Here is a 19,060-nt window from a genome sequence, read left to right as displayed (position 1 = left end):
CGGACTAATCTCTTGTGTTCAACATTACAATAAAGTACATGCTTAGTATAAGATTGAACCGCCGTATACGGGTCCGTACGTACGGTGGTGTGAGAGGTCGGAGGTTCGTCACCTCCTCCTACTCGATACAGGATTTTTTTTAGAAGGTTTGATTTATAAGGGTCGCAACTTCCTAGTTTTATGTTGAATTAATTTAGTAGGAATTAGTGGTAAATACGTAGTCGAAAGAACCCAAACGATGTATGCCCACAAACAAATGTGTGAAATTTGTATTATTATTCTCGGGATAGAAGTTCATTTTTTACAAGAATTGGATTTCATAGACCATTCCAAAAAAATTGATGATAGTTTATTATTATGTTATAGGAAAATTTTCACATGAAGTATATCAAAAGATTGATTAGCTAATATAAATTAAATAGTAAAGATTCATAATAATATACTGCCAAAAGGCACAATAGGCGTGGAGGTTAAGAGTACATGGCTGTTTTAAAAGCTGGAGATAAGGTTTCAATGAAGCTCGGTGGAGAAGCAACTGTTATTTCAGAGTTTGGCTCAGGTGGACAAGGTACGGTATACAAGGTCTCCTATAATGGGAGAGAATATGCTTTAAAGTGGTATCATAAAGGGGTTTTTAAAGGAAAAGAGAAGGAGTTTTACGCTAATCTTGAAAACAATATCGTCAAGGGAGCACCAACAAATTCATTTCTATGGCCGATTGGTATAACTTCTGTCTTAGATGACCAGTTTGGTTATATTATGGATATTCGTCCACAAGGCTATGAGGAATTAACGGCATTTTTTGTAGGTTCTGCAAAGAGAAAACAGGTACGTTTTAAATCTTTTGAAGCGATTGCTACTGCGGCTATTAATATCATTCAGGCTTATAGAGAGTTACATAATAGAGGTTACAGTTATCAGGATATTAACAATGGTAATTTCTTTATTGATCCATCAAACGGAGAAGTACTCATCTGTGACAATGACAATGTTTCACCATATGGAACCAATCTTGGAATTATGGGTAAACAGCGCTACATGGCACCGGAAATTGTGCAAATGTTGAATGACCCAGATAAGTCTTCAGATAGGTTCTCACTTGCAGTTATTTTATTCCGGTTATTGTTTATTAACCATCCATTAGAGGGGCGTTATTCAACACCTCCTTGTATGACGAAGGAGTTGGAAAGAAAATATTATGGAACTGACCCAGTATTTATCTTTGATCCTACTGATAGTCGAAACCGCCCGATTCCAGGTACGGATCATAATCTTAAATTGTTTTGGAACGTATATCCGTTATATGTGAAGGAAGCGTTCGCAAAAGCCTTCAGCAAAGATGTGATGTTAAAAAAAGCACCGAGAATTATAGAAAAGGAATGGCTAGACATTTTCTTTAGACTCAAAGCCGACATTATTAAATGTCCTAATTGTAATGAGGAAATGTTTGCGTCTGATGGGCCCTCAAGCAAATGCTTTGAATGCGGGAAAACTTTATCGAGATGGAATACACTTGAAACACGTTCTTATCATGTACCGCTATTTGTTGGTAGTAAGATTTATTTATGGCATGTCGATTCCTCGGAAGATGATATCAACTCTGTATTAGGTGAAGTCATTGCCAACAAGAAGAACCCCTCTATATATGGGATTCGAAACCTTTCTACTTTGAACTGGAAAGTGAATCTTCCTGATGGATCGCAACGTGCATTAGCGCCAAATGAAACCGTTCCTGTACAAAGTGGATTTGTTATTGAATTTGGAAATATGTCTAAAAATAGTGGGAAAATTATCTAATTAATGAAAGGAAGTATGAATGATGTCACTACTTGATAAAATTGCACCAGCTCCTCGAAAAATTATGACCCTCTTCTATCTTGTTGACACTTCTGGTAGTATGTACGGCGAGAAAATAGGGAAAGTGAATGCTGCGATGGAAGAATGTATTCCGGACCTAACTGAAATCTCAAAGCAAAATGATGATGCTGAAATTAGAGTAGCTATTATGCAATTCTCAGATGGTTGTTCTTGGATTACACCTCAATCTGGACCAGTAGGTATTGAAGATATTATTTGGAATGATTTAAATGCAGGTGGTTTAACCGACCTTGGTGCAGCCCTTATTGAACTTGATAAAAAATTATCACGCAATGAATTCTTACAGTCCCAGACAGGTGCGTTTGCCCCGGTTATTTTGTTGTTCAGTGATGGTGGTCCAACTGATAATTGGGAGAAAGGTCTTGCTCAAGTTAAAAACAATAACTGGTTTAAGAATTCTATTAAAATTGCTATTGCTATTGATATTGATGGCGAAGCAGACAAGGATGTACTTGCAAAATTCACAGGTAATAGTGAGTCGGTTATTACAGTTAAAGATAAAAATATGCTAAAAAAAATGATTCACAAGGTAAGTATTCGTGCGTCCGAATTCCAAAGCCACAGCAAGCAGTCTAGCGATCATTTAAGTTCACCAGAAGAAGATTCTGGAAATATTGTTAAGGGTGTAATAGAAGATGTAGACAATGAGAACACTTCAGATCCTGTAAATGCAGCTGATTGGAGCAATTGGTAAGTGAGACTTGCTCATAAGGGGGCTTTTATCCAATGTCTATATCTATGAAGGCATTTAATAGAACTTCTATTGGACATAACCATATTAGAGTAAACAAAGTGTGTGAAGATGCATCTGGAAGCTATACATCAGATACCATGACGATAGCCGTAGTTGCTGATGGTCATGGTAGTGATAACTACCCTCGTACAGAGATAGGATCAAGGTTTGCAGTTCAAGCAGCTATGAATTGTGTGAAAGAATTTATGGAGAGGATTGCTCCTGATGAATTGAACAACGAGATAAATCACTCTACCATATTTGCTCAATTATCTAAAAGTATCCTTTCTGCTTGGCATACCCTTGTTGAGGATGACTGCACAGAGAATCCTTTCTCTGAGAGTGAATTGGCTGTTGTAGCAGATAAATATAAAAAATATTATCAAAGTGGAGAGAATGCAGCAAAAGCTTATGGTACTACTTTAATCATAATCGGAGCAACGATAGAGTATTGGTTTGGTCTGCATATAGGAGATGGGAAATGTGTTTCCGTTGATAAGGAAGGGAACTTCTCACAACCTATACCTTGGGACGATAATTGTCACTCCAATATCACTACATCTATATGTGATTCTGATGCATCAGATGAATTTCGTTATTTTGTAAGCAAGGAAATTCCACTAGCAGTTTTTATTGGTACGGACGGCATTGATGATTCTTATTCCGGAAATGATGAACTTGATTCTTTCTATCGATCAGTTTTAACGATCTTCGGTGAACATGGCTTTGAAGTTGGCTGTGATGAGGTTGAAAAATATCTTCCCACGCTCTCACAACGTGGAAGTGGTGATGATGTATCAATTGCTGGAATCTTAAATATAGAAAAGATTGCAGCATCAGTTGACTTGTTAAAAGCACAGAATGAATACAATGCAGCATTATTATTAAAATCTAAAGCAGCCAACTCTTTACTTTCAACAAAAGAAAGAATGGAAAAAGCAAATGCTATTGCAATTTCAGAAACGAAAGCAAACAGTGTTGATACAATAACGAAACTTGAAAAGGCTAAGGAAGATTATGCTAAGTCTCAGCGTGATTATGATGAGGCAGAAGCTGCATTTAGATTAGCAGAACAAAAACTTACCGCATTTCAAAATATGAAAAATGATGTGTCTAATGAAGTAGAGAAGGAACCACATGATATTCTAAGAGAGTGTAAAACATCTGTAACTGAACATTCTATGGAAAATGTTCAAGGTCCAGATGCTAATTTACAATAATTAAAGAAGGTTAGGAAAATGGGCAAGATGGAGATAAAATCCGTATTTCAGCAAAAACCTAGTATACTCATGTCCCGTGTTAGAATAAAGGGCTTCTTTAGCGATTTCTATACAAACGATTTTAAAAAAGTTAATTTGCTTATGTTGGCATATGATAGTGGTGTCCTTGAGACACTCAAATCTTCTTCTCCGATAAACGAATTTGATCGAAATACTCTGATCACAAAACTTATAAAACAGTATTCTGTTGTGGAAGAAGCAGCTATCTGGGCAATTGATACTTGGCTTTCAGCAGTAGATGTTCAAGTTTTACGTGAACTAGCAGAGGTAGAGGTAGCTCAGGCTTTGGACGCTACTCGTAAAGCAGAAGAACTGGAAAAGGAAGCGACTACTAAACTTCTTGGAGAATCAAATCATCATGGGCTATCTTCAGAAGAAGATGGATACATGGACATTATTGAAGATCCGATTGATATTAGGGATGAGTATGATACCTACTATGTCAATGCTAAAATAATTAAATCCCAAGATAGAATCTACGTTCCTTGTGGAGTGGGTAACTCAGATTATGGTTTTTTTATATGCGGTATAAACAAAGTTTATAAATGTAACCATCCATATGCAAATGTGTATGCACTTGTATACAACTATATGGTTCGCAATTCTAAAATCAAAGACGAGGATAAACCTCATATACTTAAGCAAGAGGCAACCCTGTTTGACCTTGATTATAAGAATGTTTTCCGCTATTCCATCATCCTTTTACAGATGGTGAAAAATAACCGTCTAAAGAATGATACGATTGAGATAAATTTTGTTGGAGTCAAAGATGAAATAAAGTTGGCAGTTAAGATGATAAATCATTATTCTGCCCTCTTCTGCAGACTTATTGGGATCGAACCACATAGCATAAAAATAGCATTTAACAGCAATGCAAGCACTGTGGGACTAGCATATAATAAAGGAATTTATATTGAAGAAAATCAAGATTTAGTTTCAAATGCTCGAGAACTTTGGATTGGCCAGCGCATTAATTATCGTTTAACAAACGGTAATCTTCGTGATTTAGAGTATATACTTTCTGAGATATCACCTTTTGACAGCTTTAAAGAAGGACAATTTGAGGCCTTAAAAAATATGATTTCTTCAAAAGAACACGCAGTTTGTATTATGCCTACTGGAAGCGGGAAATCTCTTATCTATTATATGGCTTCACTCTTGCAGCCATTGCCAGTGTTCGTAGTGACACCTACAGACATTTTGATTCGTGATCAAATCCGTAATTTACAAAAGTTCCACCATTTCGATAATGTTTCCCATTTGAAACTGACGACAGATAATAATTTTCGAAATTATGAAATGTATAACAGCCTTTTATTTCTTACCCCGACAACATTTCAAAATCGCAATTTGCTTAGTAGATTTAGGCATATTAATAAAGATCTCCAAGTTGCTTTTATTGTTTTGGATGAAATCCATTGCCTATCTAATTGGGGACATGATTTCAGACCTGAATATTTAATGTTGTCTAAATTTCTAAACAAATTCTTGGACAGAACCACTTTCCTTGGCTTTACTGCAACTGCAAACTATACAGTTGTTGAAGATATTCAAAAACAGTTAGCAATACCTCAGAGGAATTTTTTCTCACCAATTACTTTTGATAAATATAATATTTCTTATGATTTCCGGTGTGTTGTCAATACCGATGAAATGTACGAAACAACTTCTGAAATCATACAGGAGTTATTACGTAAAAACGAGAGAACTATCATTTTTACAAAGAAAGAAGAGATTGCTCTTAAAGTTGCAGACGCTGTAGGGTACGAAGCTGATGTTTTTCTAAGAAGTAACCCAACCGCCTATCATCATTTTGCTGATGGGAAATGCAAAGTCTTAGTTGCATCTGAAGATCTCGGAGTTGGGATTAACTTCCCAAATGTGAAGAATATTATACATTTTGGATTACCTGTATCTAAGAATGAATATGTACAGGAGATTGGTCGAGCTGGTCGAGCAAATGAGCAAGTTACTTCTTATATTATTTATTTAAATAGTACATCAAAGAATGTGAACCCTTCTCTTTTGAAAAGAAATACAGGGATAGAACATATTTCTGATTTGAGCAACAAGTTTAATAACGATTATTCAGATGCCTTCCGTAAACTTAACGACAATGCGGATTCAAAGGAATCTTTATATAATCAGTTGATTGCGTTGTATGAGAGATTTAGGGATGAAGGAAGAGCTCATTACGTTACACCCCATGCTATCGAAACCATTGAAACCTATCGTAAAAATTTATATATGCTTTATGTTGTTGGGTATGTACATGATTGGTATTCTTATTCAGCAAACGATGAAGCTAGTACGGTTAGTATCTTTGTGGATATTAGCTCAACGAATCACCACTTATATTCTAAAGCTGAAAATATTATTAATCGCATGAAGGAAAAGGCTTCTGATTATTTTGATTTTATGGGTAGTAATCGGGAAAGTATTGTAAAGATTGCAAGAGCCTCAACTATTGAAGAAATAATCAAAGTTTATGTTGATTGGTATTATGCTAAATATTTGTATCTTCACAAAGAGCAGTTTTTAGATTTCTTGGCTTTCATAGAGGGAAACCAAGAAGGGGATAACGAAAAAATTACAAGTGAGATTAAGGAGTATTTCACTCTACCATTTATTGAGATTATAAGTGATGAAGAACTTTACTCTAATTTATCACTAAAAGAGCTTACTTTGAAGATCCATAAAGGTATTGGAAAACATACCATTGCCAATATTGAACGAATAAACAGTAACCGCTATTCGTATAGACTGGACTTCTTTTTGTTCTTAGGCGGTCTCCAACTGAATTCTAGATTTGACAGTAATCGACTTGAACGAATTCTGAATCATTTATCTGGTGATGAGTTACATGAACTAAAAGATTCTCTATTTAGTATTTTCTCCAAATGTAAGTTAGAAGGAAGACTTTCAATTCTTAAGTATTTAGATTCTAAAGACAATTCATTGGGCATAAAGTTCTTTGAATTCTTTAACAAAGTTTACGAAGCTAGAGAGAAAGATACGATTTATTACGGTGTAATGGCTAAATATGCTAATAAACGTTTCAACAGTTTTAGGAGGACATAAGTATGCTAGAATCCATTGACCAGCTTGAGAAAGAAATAGAAACCTTCCATCAGAATGTTTTAGCTTCTAATGAATTTAATCAGCTTATCTCATCATTATTAGAGCAAATTAAGAAGCAAAAAGAAGAATTCTCTCATTCTTCGACGGACTTGTTAGAAAAAATCAGTACATCTACGATTACGATTCAGGAACATAATAAACGAGCCCTTGATGAGTTAATTCGTACAATTCATTCACAAACATCTGATTTATCTGTTCAGAGTAGTAATGTCATAGAGCAATTAAAAGAGGTTCCTGCTACCACTGAACAGAAGAATGAAGTATTGAGAGAGCATGTTACTTCTTCTGTTCGGGAACTTGAAAACTTAATTAACAGCCTTCCGGATCAGGTGAAATCGGCCAATAGTATCGTTATGGGAGAAGAGTTAGCTAAGTTTAAAGCCGAGCAAGACCGGTACTTCTCTGAGCTTGGAAAGGTTGAAGAAACCATATCTGCCTATAAAACAGAATTAGAAACAAAACACTCAGCTTTTTTAAGAAAGTTAGAATCTACTAACATAGATCAGATATATAAACTTGCTCAAGAAACGAAAGATTCGATGAACAAGAGATTTACATTTCTGTTTTCGGGACTTGGTGTAACTATTCTATTGATAATAGTTTCATTTTTTATAAAGTAGGTGAAATAGATGCGTGTAGTAATTGCTCTAAGCAAATGCAACTCTTCAAAATCACTTTATGGCATTCGCTTTGAACAGATAGATTCTAACTCATGGGAATACACATGGGCATTTCCGATAAAAGAATCTGCTGCAAAACAAGAAGGATTCGATAAAACAACAATAAAGGGTACACTTATTGAGGGAGATGAATATCCTGGTTGTCCTTTCTGCAATGCAATAGGATTTTTCCTCTGCAGCTGTGGACAGCTTAATTGCTGGAATAGCAAAAAGCAAAGGGTGACATGTAGTTGGTGCGGTGAAACAGGAGAATTAAGTAATGGTATTAATAAAATTGATGTAATTAATAATCTTTAATATTTTTTCTTTTGGTTTTTAGCTTTTTACTAATAGACTCATTACTAAATCAGCTTCAACAATTAAGTCCAAGTAGAAGTGACTCATCTTTTGAAAAAGTTTGTGAAGACTTATTAACTTAAAATAATTATGAAACAGTAAGAAAAAATTATTACAATGGTAAAAATGGTGATGCAGATTTAGTGTTAAAGAAATTACACGATTCCCTATTCACCGTTTGAAAACGGGGAGTATTATTTATTTGTTCAAATCAAATAACATAAAGGTGAAACAGGTGACCAAGCTGATGACCAATTAATTATCACTATGAAAGACGATACTGAATATATTCCTACAAAAGGATGTGTCATTAGTTTGGCAGAAACCTAAATTTTAGTGCCTGTCACTTGTCGAATTAGACAAGTGACAGGCATTTTTTTGTAGTTGATGATACTACAAAATTTACTTGTGCTCCTAATCCGTCTTCTACAGAGATTAATTTATAACAATCTTCCCGTTCACCCTTTTGTCCAATCTAACTCATTAAAATTTAACCATAAGCTTGTAGGAGCAGGGCTAAAAAAAGAGTGAGATTTCCTTATGAAATCTCACCCTCTGACTCATTAGAAACACTGAAAAGAAACCACACTGTTAGGATTTATTACATTATAAATCCAGCCAATTCCTCTCCATTGGAATCCTATGATTGTATTTCTACCAACAAAGGTTGGAAAGAACCAAAAGCTGTTTCCGTTTCTTAACCATATATAAGTGTTACGGAACAAACAACCATTTAGCCCACCAGGTCCCTGTTGCCAAGCAGGGATAGGTGGAGAAAAACCAGGTGGCGGTCCCATTGGAGTAGGACCTGACTGTCCTCCTGCAGATGGTGGTGCAATAAATTCTCCTGGTTGTTGTCTATTAAAGTAGTCAAGATACTCAACGGTATCATAATTAAAATAATCGTTATAGTAATTCAAGGTTCATACCCCTTTTCTACATAATTTCATCATACTATATGTGAAATTCCCTAGGCTGGTGACATTTAGTGTATGCTTCTTATACAGATTAAGTTAATCCTTAAGAATAATAGATCCTTAGGGTGGTGGTTGTCACTTGTCGAATAACTACAAGTGACAGGAACCTTAATTCAAGAAAACTTTCAATAAATTCAGAGATTCTTGGTTCATATATCGTTGCGAGGATATTACCAAAGGATTCTAAAAATGATTCTTGAGACAAAGCTGCTATTAAAGGTGATCGATCGAGCCTGTCTTTTTGTAAGTGAATAGAAGAATAATAATGTGCATTTAGAAATAAAGGATGGTATAAGTTAAAGATTTCTTCTACCTCTTCAGATATAGGAAGATTAGAAGAGATACAAACAATAAAAAGGGTTGAGGGTGAGCACTTAAGTATCACACTCGATGGAGGATTCTTAATGCTTTAAAAGCAGTAAAAAGAAGAAGAGGTGAGATTAAGTTTTAGTGGTTCAATGAGTCCGATCTTGATTGAGCCTGTTGGGAATTTTTCTTATATGCAGCTTATTTCTCCTGTTCGGACATCTTAAAAACATGCCTCTAGGTCAAGGGGGGAGGAAAGGTGTCCTAGTAAGTTGTTTGGAGAGTGGAACTGCGCCTCTGTCAATCTATCAGTCTAGTGTCTTTTTTATGTTTTAGTTTATGCACTAAGGGAAATAGGAACTATGAAACTATTTGAAAATCTATTAAACATAAGGTAATATGTGGTATATCTAGTTTTATATGTAAGAGGGTATGCCATGCAACTTTTTATCGGATATCACGGAACTTCCAAGCAGAACGCCATCAACATACTAAAAACAAGTTTTACTATAGATTATAAAAAAATAGGTTGGCTTGGGACAGGTATTTATTTTTATGAAGAGAATTCAGAAATGGCAGTAGAATGGGCTTTATATAAATGCAAATCGGCTCCAAAGGACGTAATCCGTAGCGAAATAAAAATACCAGCAGAAGAGGTTTTTGACGTTTCAATTCCAGGTAGTAAAGACAATCGATTTTTTCATGAATTAAGGAGAAAACTTGTTGAAGTTGAATTGTCAAAAAAAAATCTTGATATTACTGTAAAAAACAAGAAGGATTTTGATGGTAAAACTTATAATTTTATATGTAAAACAAAGGGTTATAAATTAGTAAGAGCCTTTACGTATACTTATACCGATCAGGATAGAAGTACGGGACTAGATTCAAGAGTTCCAAATGGAATTGAGTTATGTTTAAAACAACCGTCATATGTTCAAACTAAGGATAGTATATATGCTAAAGAAGACCTTATTTAAGGGGTGAAGGTAATGGATGATGTCAAAAAGGAAGTTCAAGAGCTGTTTGATTCTTTATCAAGGGATGAGTTAATTGAACTATTAACTGAATCTGGTTTCGAGGTAAATGAGAATGGTACTGGTAGAGTCATTTATTCTGATGAACATACTAAAACATCTAAAATTTATGCTAAAGTAACGGGTACTTTTAATACACAAGAACAAAGGAACACACATGACTCAACAGGGGTCAATTCATTCCCTGTTGCTTGTTAGTTATAACTTAGCTCTATTAATCTAGTATTAGGAGTAGTTTAAATGAGTAAAAACGTAGTAAGTGAATTAAGGTTTAATGACTTTGCAATTGATAGAATGGTTTTTCAAAAGAACCATACATATACACCAACTGATAAGGAAATAGGATTAGAATTTGGTTTAAGCGCAGAGGCATCTATTTCTTCAGAAATGGACGAATCTATAATAGTATTAAATTGTAAGATTTTCGAAGAAAACTTTGATGAACATAATGTACCATTCTTCTTAGAGTTAAGTATGAGGGGTTATTTTAACTGTAGTCAAGATTTTAACATAGAAGACTTCCAATTTAATGGTATGGCTATACTCTTACCCTATCTTAGGTCAGTTATAACAAGCTTTACAGCTCAGTCGGGAATTAGTCCTGTAATATTACCACCCATAAATGTATATAAAGTGTTTAAAAGAGATGGAGATAGCCATGATGATTAGAATCACGGCTATTTTTTTATTGGAGCAAGATTTACCCTAAACAAATATAGCCTATTACCAAAAAAACAATGGGCTCTGACCATTGCCTTATACATATTTCCTACTGACGAGAATGTTCATCTCTAGTAAAATATAGTAAAAGATTGTCAGTTTTAAGGAGAGTTGTTATGAGGGATTTAGTTATTCAAGTGCTATTAAAATTTAGTAAAAAGACGATTGGGATTGAGGAGCTTGAAACATTTCTCCCATTAACAGATATGTCATATGAACAGTTTGCTAAACTAGTTCTTTCATTGGAAGAAGAGGGCATATTAGAGATGGTTAAGTCCCATGGTAGAAACATGAGAACCCCTTCTTTGGCATATTCCTACCGTATCCAAACTAAGCTTTTAAAACAGGATCTACATCAGGAGATTTTCAAGCTTAGACTCCAGCTACATCCTTCTATTGAATTAGACCAATATTTTAAAATAGACCCTTCAAATTGGAAAGATGATCTTCCTTACATTTATAAAATTCATGACTACATAGAAAAGAATGGGCTTCCGGAGTATGAAGTGCCAGCACCAGAAAGAAGTGTGGAGCTTGTTGGAGATGAGAAGTGGATTGATGAAAAACAGGGCAAGGAGCTGCTAGAAAGGATTGGACTTTTGTCTGCCATGAAGGTAATACCTGTTTCTGATCCAATCATGTTTGCTGTAAACCCTGCAACGATAACAAATCAAAACCACTTGCACTTAATTGTCGAGAATAAGACCACGTTTCAAGCGTTAATGCATACATTACCCGAAACCTCCTTTACTACGTTAATCTATGGGAGCGGGAATAGGATTATCAAAAGTATTGAACAGTTTGAGCGGCAATTACCAATTGCAAATGCACAACATACCTTTTTTTATTTTGGTGACATTGATCGATCAGGTATCTTTATATGGTACCGGCTAAATGAGAAAAAGAAAGTTCATCCTTATATTCCTTTTTACCGAGGTTGCTTGGAAAAGGCACCATTAGAAGGGAAGAGCAATCAACGTTTTGATCAGGAAGCATTGCTTAGGTTCTTACCCTTTTTTACAAAAGAAGAGTCGGACAAACTTCAGTCGATGCTAGCTGAAGGAAAATACTTTCCGCAAGAGGTATTGAAAACAAAAGAGCTTCAGGAGATTTGGAGGCAGAATCATGGAGTGGAATGAGGTCTCAGAGATTACTACTGGATTTCGTGAACGGATGCGAAGGTTGGCATTGTTTGACCCGTTATATGAACTCGATCGAAAGAAGCTTAAAGATCAACTGGACCAACCGGTGGATATGAAGGGTTTAGGTTTATTAGCTTTATTATTTTTCTTTGAGCAAAAAATCATGCGAAATCAAAGAGTGGGGACAAAAGATTTAGCCACATTTATACAAAGGTTAACCGAGAACCAGTATGCAATGGATGTTAGAAGTTGTGAAGAGATTGCATCCGCTATCATCTTAACCTTTCGACCGACTACCGGAAAAAAGCGTTCATACGTATATCATAATTGGGAGTCAAACCAAGAGGAGGAATTGGAATACTCTCTTTTAAAAGCAAATTCCTTTGATTCCAAAACCAATACGCAGTTCTATACATTAGATGAAGATGGTCTAGAGCTTGTTTTTGCTACCAAGGAGTTTTATAGCGAGTTCCAATTATCTATTAATCAACTAATGTTAAGAAAGCAATTGGAAAAAGGGGAATTCAGCGGCGCTCTACGGCAGATCAATGAGATGCATATAGATGTGGAGTCTTTGCACGAACGTATGACCAAGCTGCGACATGATATCCAAAGAAGTATTGTATCTGAGGAAACGTTTGAAAGATATAAGCAACTGCTAGAGGACATTCATTCGCGTTTGGAAAGAGAGAATGAGGAATTTTCGGAGTTAAGGCAATTTGTTAAAGAGACAAAGGAACGTCTCTATGAAAAGGACTACCATTTAAAGGAACCACAAGCATATTCTGCTGTCTTAACCATTACAAACCGGCTAGAAGAAGTACATTATGAACACACAAAGCTTCTTGAGAAAAGCATAGAGTTAAAGAATCATACTTTAAAAGCTGCGCAGGAATCCTTATACTATACCGGAATTGATGCTTTTAATTTTGACCAAGACATTAATGCTAGAATGATTGGTACGCCACTTCCTCTAGAGGCAATGAAAGGGGTACTTCATCCATTTTTAAAGCTTCATCGGGAAAGAACCTGGTCTCCATTAATTATATTTTCTGAGCAAAATATCCGTGAGGAACGAGAAGAGAAGGTGGACTATGGTTTTATGGAGGTTGGGGAAGAGAAAGATCATGATTACCTTATTCGACTTAGACACAATTATGGTCAAGTGATGAGGTGGTTCTTGGCAGCCTATGAAGAAGGATATTCAGAGCTTTCAGATATAGTAGAGTTCTTGCGGGAGAAAGAGGAGCCTCTTCTTCATCAGCGCTTTTTTTACGATTTTTGGATTCTGTTGCATCAGCGTTCACCTATTATTTCTGGTGTAGTAGAAGTAGAGGGAGAAGAAGCGGTGCAGAATCATAGTTTAGATGAAGCTTTGGTTCTTTTGGGGGATAAAGTATTAATCGTAACAGAGAGAAAAGAACAATTACTCGTCACAAAACGCTTTTCTATTCAAAATATGAACTTTCATATACAGGAGGATTTTATAAATGAATTATAGCGAAAGCAAGGTGATGGAAGCCTTTGAGCTGTATACGATACTTGCAAAAGATGGATATGCAGGAGCAGAAGCGCTAGCTATCTATGTTGCGGACGACTCCATTCGTGGATTAGTTGACGGTTTTGCCCATAAGGTCGACTGTGTCATTGTCATTGCAGGGGAAAAGATTTTCTTAATTCCTGAAACCAAGCTTTCTCCCTTTCATGTGAACAATGAATATTTGAAAAAGACGTATCTAAAATCAGGTTCAACTAACGCTGATATCTATCTTCTATATTTTACTACAATCATATTATTTGGTGGTTTCTATGATAGCTATCAGACCCTTGAACCTACGAGAGACTTTCTACAAATCGATGAATGGGCAAGAATGGTAGATGACCGTATTGGCATGCTAAAAGAACTTGATTTAGAGAAGCTGAAAGAGCGGGAAAGAGAGTTTTCTTACAATTGGATACAGATAATTGATAAATGGGAAGACATGAATGATATTAAAGAATCAGCGAAAAGACAAAGTGGGAATACCATTAGTCGACTAAGTTTTATGGATACGGCGAAACGGTTCTTAATCGATCAAGAGTTAATTAGTGAGATCGGAAATAACGAAGTCATTTTAACAGAGAAAGCAAAAACCATTGTACAGCGTTTCTTTATGGAAGTGGAATACAACAAAGGTATATTAGAATTTATCTATCAGTGGGAGGAGGAAAAGCATGCCCTCAATAAGTAAGATTCGATTTACGAATGTGGTCTATGAAGATGGGTTGAAACGATATAATGATGAAACTTTTAGGTTTGATGGATACAACGGTGCGATCTTACTAGAGAACGGTGGGGGAAAGACCGTTTTTATTCAAACGGCTCTTCAAGCCATTATTCCTCATACCTCACTTGCAGATAGAAAGGTAAAGCAAACGCTTCAACTAGATAATTATCCTGCTCATGTCGCGATTGAATGGATTTTATCTGAAAAGCCTAGAAGATATTTAGTTACGGCGGTAAGTTTGTTTTTAACAAAAGAAGGGCTGGATTCCTATCGGTATGTGTATCCATATGAACCAGGGAACAAGAATGGAATTGAAGGCATCCCGTTTGTTCGCCCGGACTATAATCGGCCTTCGGACCGAGGTGAGATTTCAGATTATTATCAGCAGATGGCCCAGCAGCATATGAACGCCCATACCTTCCAAACGATTAAAGCTTTCCAACAACATATCGAGGATCAATACCACATTATTGCAAATGAATGGGATAGCATTGTGAAAATCAATAGTACGGAAGGGGGAGTCGAAGCCTTTTTTGATGAGTGCAAACAGACAAATCAACTATTTGACCGATTGTTAATCCCTACAGTGGAGGGTGCTATATCTGGGCATTCTCCTAACACCTTTGTGGATACTTTTGAGAAGCGTCGAGATAGTTTTAAGTTATATAAAGAGTTAAAAGGTCAAATAGAAGAGAATAAAGCTATTGAAGAGCAACTAAATCTATATTCCTTAACCTATGAAGAACTTTTTGGAAAACAGCAAACATACGAACAAGTGAAGCAGCGTGCTAAATCGGTGCTTGAGGAAATCCTACGACAGGAGCAAAGGACAAAAGAATCGTACGAGGAAATACAAGGGAAATTGGCTCAGTGGGATTTAGCAGATAGAGAACAGCAGAAAAAGCTTATGTCATTAAACTATCAAGTCGAGAATTCCAAACTTGAAGAAATTGAAAAGGTGTTTAAAGTTCAAGAAGAGGGTCTGCAAACTGAAAAGGAAAGTCTAAAGCTAGCTGATAAGCAATTCTACTCTTTGAAACTAGCTAAGTCGAAACAAGATTATAAGAGCCAACAGGAAAAAGAGATCTTACTAAAAGAGAGGCTAGCTGCTTTTGACCAACAAGAGGTTGTGGAAGAGGCTAAGGAGAGGTTAGATCGAAACAGTCAAGAAATCATGGGATATTTTCGTGTTGAGTTGGAGGAAAGTCAGAAGCGGAAAAAAGGACTTCTTGTAGAAATCCAGCCTATTGAAGAGCAAATTGAAAAAGAAACTGAGAAGCTTGAAATTGAGAAAGAGCAAGAAGAGTTAATAAAACAATCCTATAATCAGAATGCAGGCAAATTAGAGGGCTTAGAGAAGCAAATGAAGCGTATTAAAATGCGCATTCTATCTAACCCAAGTCAAGAGACCGTCGAGGAGCAACTGTTATTGTGGGAACAACGTCTTGTCCACTTAGATGAGGAAAATGTCCGCATAACCTCGCATAACAAGCAGTTAATAGAAGAAGAAAAGAAAGTGCAGTCTCAGCTCGAGAATGCTAGGAGCGGTTTGCTTCAAAAGGAACGGGAGAAGTTTCAAGTACAATCAATTATCGAACAGGCAGAAGTTGCACATCAAGTAGTTAAAAACCATCTAGCGAAACTCCGAGCTAGATGGGCAACGCTCGATACTGTCTACCTGAAACAGGATTCTTTAACTCAACAGATTCAAGATCAAATAAGGCAGTTTGCTATCGAAAAGGAATTCCATCTATACAAGGAAAGAATGGCTTATCGACTAGTCGATGATTATGAAAAGCAAGCTACATTTTTCGCGGATCCTTATGTTGAACAACAAGTGGAAAAATGGAAGAATCAATTTCATTTGATACAAACCGGCGTACAGTACTTGCAATCACTTGGAGAGTTTGTATTACCTGTTGCTTTGGATTACCCACTATGGCCGATTACGCTGATTACTACAAAATCGGAAGTTGATCAAGTGAAACAAAAATTGCAATCTGTCTCTGAGCATTTACAATATCCTGTTGAAGTCATTAGCTTAGAGCAGGCCCGTGCCATTATGCAAGGGGAAACTATTAAAACGTATCCTGTTGTACCCGAACATTGGAAATCTAATCAAACAAAAACACATTTTCATGAGTGGAAACAGAAAGCGAAGGCTCGTGCTGAAGAGACAACGCTCTCTCGTAAAGAGATAGATTCACTGATTGGGCAGTGGGAAAAATCATACGAGCAACTTCAGCAGTTTTTAACGAAGTATCCTTTTGAGTATGTTCAAGAGCAGCGGGAGAATCTTGCTAGTCTTCATACATCCATACAAACTCTAAAAATTCAACAACGTGATTGGGAGCTGAAGTCACAAGAGTGTCTTGAGCAAATCTCAAAACAGAAAGAGCGAATTCAAGCAAATAAAGAGGAGTATAGCGGCTTATCACAAAAAGTCAGCAGTGGTCATGAGTATATACAGTTGAAAAAGGAACACTCTGAAATCAATCTTCAACAAGCTGAGTTAGCTAAAAGAATTAAGGAATACAACGAACTACTAAGGAAAATAAAAACTCAGTTAAGTCGTTGGAGTGAAGAAAAAGAACAAATTACGGAAAGAATCCGTTCGGAGGAAGCTGTATATAACAAGCTAGTAGATGATGATCTTCATAGAGAAGTAAAAAACTTTCCACCCATTTATAGCAATAAAGGCAGAATTGTGCTGGTTGAGGAGCGTCAAGAGTTACAGTATGAATTAAGGAAAATATCTAGTAGTAGAAACGAAATTACATTACGTCTTGATCAAGTAGTTCAAGAAATGACTCGACTGGAAAAAGAAATGGATGAGTTAAAGCGTGATTATCCAGAATTAGATGAAGAGATGATTTATCTTCCAAATGGTCAAGAGTTGATTGACTCCCTTCGTAATAGGAGAAGAGAGTTAGAAAAAGAAATTGAAAAGCTAAATAAATTATATGAGAATCAGAGAACGTTGAAGGTAAGACAAGACCAAGTGGTCAAGCAAGTGCTTGATCAGTTCAAACTAGCTTTTCCTAAAGAAGAGCCTCTAACCTTCTCTATTTCCTTACAAGAGGTAGAAGATCAATTAGTAATAGAGAAAAAGAAGTTAAAGGAACAAAAGTATTACTTAATAAATGAGCAAAATCGTATTGGCGAAGAACAGGCAAATATTACGAAGGTTTTTTATAAACTTGAAGGCTCTAATGAGGCACATCATTTCAAGGGACCTTCTGTTCAGTCAGGTTTTTTGAGTGAAGAGGAGATCAGAGATTTTACTTATGAACGGCTACGTTTTGTGGAGGAATTAACTACTCAATTAAGACGAAGTGCTGAAGCTGTTTTAAAAGAAACTGAGAAGGTTGACAGGGCCAAGGATAGGTTTAAGTCGTTTTGTAAGTCGAAAATAACCGATGTAAAGATGAGAGAGATGGCTCGTCAAGGTATTGATAATAAAAAAACATATACAGAAGTAATTGAGTTTCAGACAAATATGAAAAAACGTATTCAATCAGCGATAAAATACAGTGAGACTACTATTATAAATCATGATAAAGACTTAGAACATTTTGTTACAAACATTAATAGTCATTTGTTGACCATAGCGGGGGAACTGGCGATAATTCCAGAGAAAACGAGGGTGAAAATAGAGGATACTTGGAAGAAAATCTACCAGTTCAAGATACCTGAATGGACGGAAGAGGATGGGAAAAGCCGAATTAGAAAACATATTGAGTGGATACTAGAGCAACTAGATTCTGAGCGTTTTCTAACTGCTGAGGGTACTGAGGATTATGGGAAGATTCGAAAAGAAATTGAAACCTGGCTTCAGTCGAAACAATTGCTTCGAGTAGTTATGAACAATGAATCCATTAAAGTGAATTGCAGAAAGGTTACGAATGACAATCAAGTCACCACTCGATCTTATTCTTGGGAACAGTCCAATGTATGGTCAGGTGGAGAAAAGTGGAGTAAAAACATGACGCTGTTCCTAGGAATTCTAAATTATGTAGCTGAAAAACAAAAACATATAGAATCTAATATGAAGCGACATCGAGTGGTTATTATGGACAATCCATTTGGGAAAGCATCCAGCGACCATGTGTTAAATCCAGTATTCTTTATTGCAGAGCAATTAGGATTTCAAATCATCGCGCTCACTGCTCATGCAGAAGGAAAATTCTTAAGAGATTACTTCCCAGTAATCTATAGCTGCCGCTTAAGAAAAGCAGCAGTATCTAACAGCCAAATCATGACCAAAGTCAAACAATTACACCAGGCATTCTTCCAAGACCATGAGCCGCAAGCACTTGAGCGATTAGGTGAGGTAGAGCAGTTGGAGTTGTTTTAACCTTACGTGTATATTGTAGGGTGGGGGGAACCCTGAAATATATTGTGAAAACTTAAGACACAAGGGGATGGTTTTGTTGTTACAAAGAAGCACTAGAACCGTCCCTATACTATTAACGATAATAAGAAGTATTAACCTTTTAGTATCTATGTTTATAAGTGATTTGTGGAAGAATACTTTAACAAATAGATATGCTCCCTATACCAAGC

Annotated in this window: 14 protein-coding genes; 13 read left to right on the top strand and 1 reads right to left on the bottom strand. The window is 36.1% G+C overall.

What is annotated here, in order from left to right; all coding sequences use genetic code 11:
* Positions 1–480: 480 nt before the first annotated feature.
* Genes ACFYKX_RS09765 through ACFYKX_RS09740 form a run of 6 tightly spaced genes read left to right on the top strand, consistent with a single transcriptional unit; the run spans position 481 to position 8,009 of the window.
* On the top strand, positions 481–1,797 hold the full coding sequence (locus tag ACFYKX_RS09765) for a protein kinase domain-containing protein (RefSeq protein WP_389360519.1): 1,317 nt from the start codon (positions 481–483) through the stop codon (positions 1,795–1,797).
* Positions 1,798–1,816: 19 nt separating this feature from the next.
* Positions 1,817–2,572 (top strand): vWA domain-containing protein, encoded by a 756-nt coding sequence (locus ACFYKX_RS09760; RefSeq protein WP_389360517.1) that lies wholly within the window; start codon positions 1,817–1,819, stop codon positions 2,570–2,572.
* A gap of 32 nt (positions 2,573–2,604) precedes the next feature.
* On the top strand, positions 2,605–3,831 hold the full coding sequence (locus tag ACFYKX_RS09755; protein WP_389360515.1) for a PP2C family serine/threonine-protein phosphatase: 1,227 nt from the start codon (positions 2,605–2,607) through the stop codon (positions 3,829–3,831).
* Between the two features lie 18 nt (positions 3,832–3,849).
* Positions 3,850–6,972 carry a DEAD/DEAH box helicase gene (locus tag ACFYKX_RS09750; protein WP_389360513.1) on the top strand — a complete coding sequence of 1,041 codons (3,123 nt, stop codon included), beginning with the start codon at positions 3,850–3,852 and terminating at the stop codon, positions 6,970–6,972.
* 2 nt (positions 6,973–6,974) lie between these two features.
* Positions 6,975–7,652, top strand: a complete 678-nt coding sequence (locus ACFYKX_RS09745) for a hypothetical protein (protein ID WP_389360511.1) — start codon at positions 6,975–6,977, stop codon at positions 7,650–7,652.
* Between the two features lie 9 nt (positions 7,653–7,661).
* Positions 7,662–8,009 carry a TerY-C metal binding domain-containing protein gene (locus ACFYKX_RS09740; protein WP_389360509.1) on the top strand — a complete coding sequence of 116 codons (348 nt, stop codon included), beginning with the start codon at positions 7,662–7,664 and terminating at the stop codon, positions 8,007–8,009.
* A 602-nt stretch (positions 8,010–8,611) separates the two neighbouring features.
* On the opposite strand, the gene ACFYKX_RS09735 is transcribed toward ACFYKX_RS09740, so the two are convergent.
* Positions 8,612–8,968 (bottom strand): hypothetical protein, encoded by a 357-nt coding sequence (locus ACFYKX_RS09735; RefSeq protein ID WP_389360507.1) that lies wholly within the window; start codon positions 8,966–8,968, stop codon positions 8,612–8,614.
* Between the two features lie 800 nt (positions 8,969–9,768).
* Here ACFYKX_RS09735 and ACFYKX_RS09730 point away from each other — a divergent pair.
* The 7 genes from ACFYKX_RS09730 (at position 9,769) to ACFYKX_RS09700 (ending at position 18,851) form a co-directional block, all read left to right on the top strand.
* The gene (locus ACFYKX_RS09730) at positions 9,769–10,308 is read left to right on the top strand and encodes a hypothetical protein (protein ID WP_389360505.1); all 540 of its coding nucleotides are present in this window, start codon (positions 9,769–9,771) and stop codon (positions 10,306–10,308) included.
* 12 nt (positions 10,309–10,320) lie between these two features.
* On the top strand, positions 10,321–10,563 hold the full coding sequence (locus ACFYKX_RS09725) for a hypothetical protein (protein ID WP_389360503.1): 243 nt from the start codon (positions 10,321–10,323) through the stop codon (positions 10,561–10,563).
* Between the two features lie 42 nt (positions 10,564–10,605).
* Positions 10,606–11,034 carry a hypothetical protein gene (locus tag ACFYKX_RS09720; protein ID WP_389360501.1) on the top strand — a complete coding sequence of 143 codons (429 nt, stop codon included), beginning with the start codon at positions 10,606–10,608 and terminating at the stop codon, positions 11,032–11,034.
* Positions 11,035–11,201: 167 nt separating this feature from the next.
* Complete coding sequence (locus ACFYKX_RS09715; RefSeq protein ID WP_389360499.1) at positions 11,202–12,224, top strand: Wadjet anti-phage system protein JetD domain-containing protein; 1,023 nt, start codon at positions 11,202–11,204, stop codon at positions 12,222–12,224.
* Entirely contained in the window at positions 12,211–13,728 is a 1,518-nt protein-coding gene (locus ACFYKX_RS09710; RefSeq protein ID WP_389360498.1) for a replicative DNA helicase, read from the top strand. The genes ACFYKX_RS09715 and ACFYKX_RS09710 overlap by 14 nt, the downstream gene beginning before the upstream one ends.
* Complete coding sequence (locus tag ACFYKX_RS09705) at positions 13,718–14,458, top strand: DUF6063 family protein (protein WP_389360496.1); 741 nt, start codon at positions 13,718–13,720, stop codon at positions 14,456–14,458. The genes ACFYKX_RS09710 and ACFYKX_RS09705 overlap by 11 nt, the downstream gene beginning before the upstream one ends.
* Complete coding sequence (locus ACFYKX_RS09700; RefSeq protein ID WP_389360494.1) at positions 14,442–18,851, top strand: hypothetical protein; 4,410 nt, start codon at positions 14,442–14,444, stop codon at positions 18,849–18,851. Before ACFYKX_RS09705 ends, ACFYKX_RS09700 begins: the two co-directional genes overlap by 17 nt.
* Positions 18,852–19,060: the final 209 nt, after the last annotated feature.

This window comes from Cytobacillus spartinae (genome assembly GCF_042865285.1).
Classification (GTDB): Bacteria; Bacillota; Bacilli; order Bacillales; family Cytobacillaceae; genus Robertmurraya_A; species Robertmurraya_A spartinae.
Note: the sequence above shows the minus strand (reverse complement) of the source record. Positions and strands in the feature narration are given on the sequence as shown.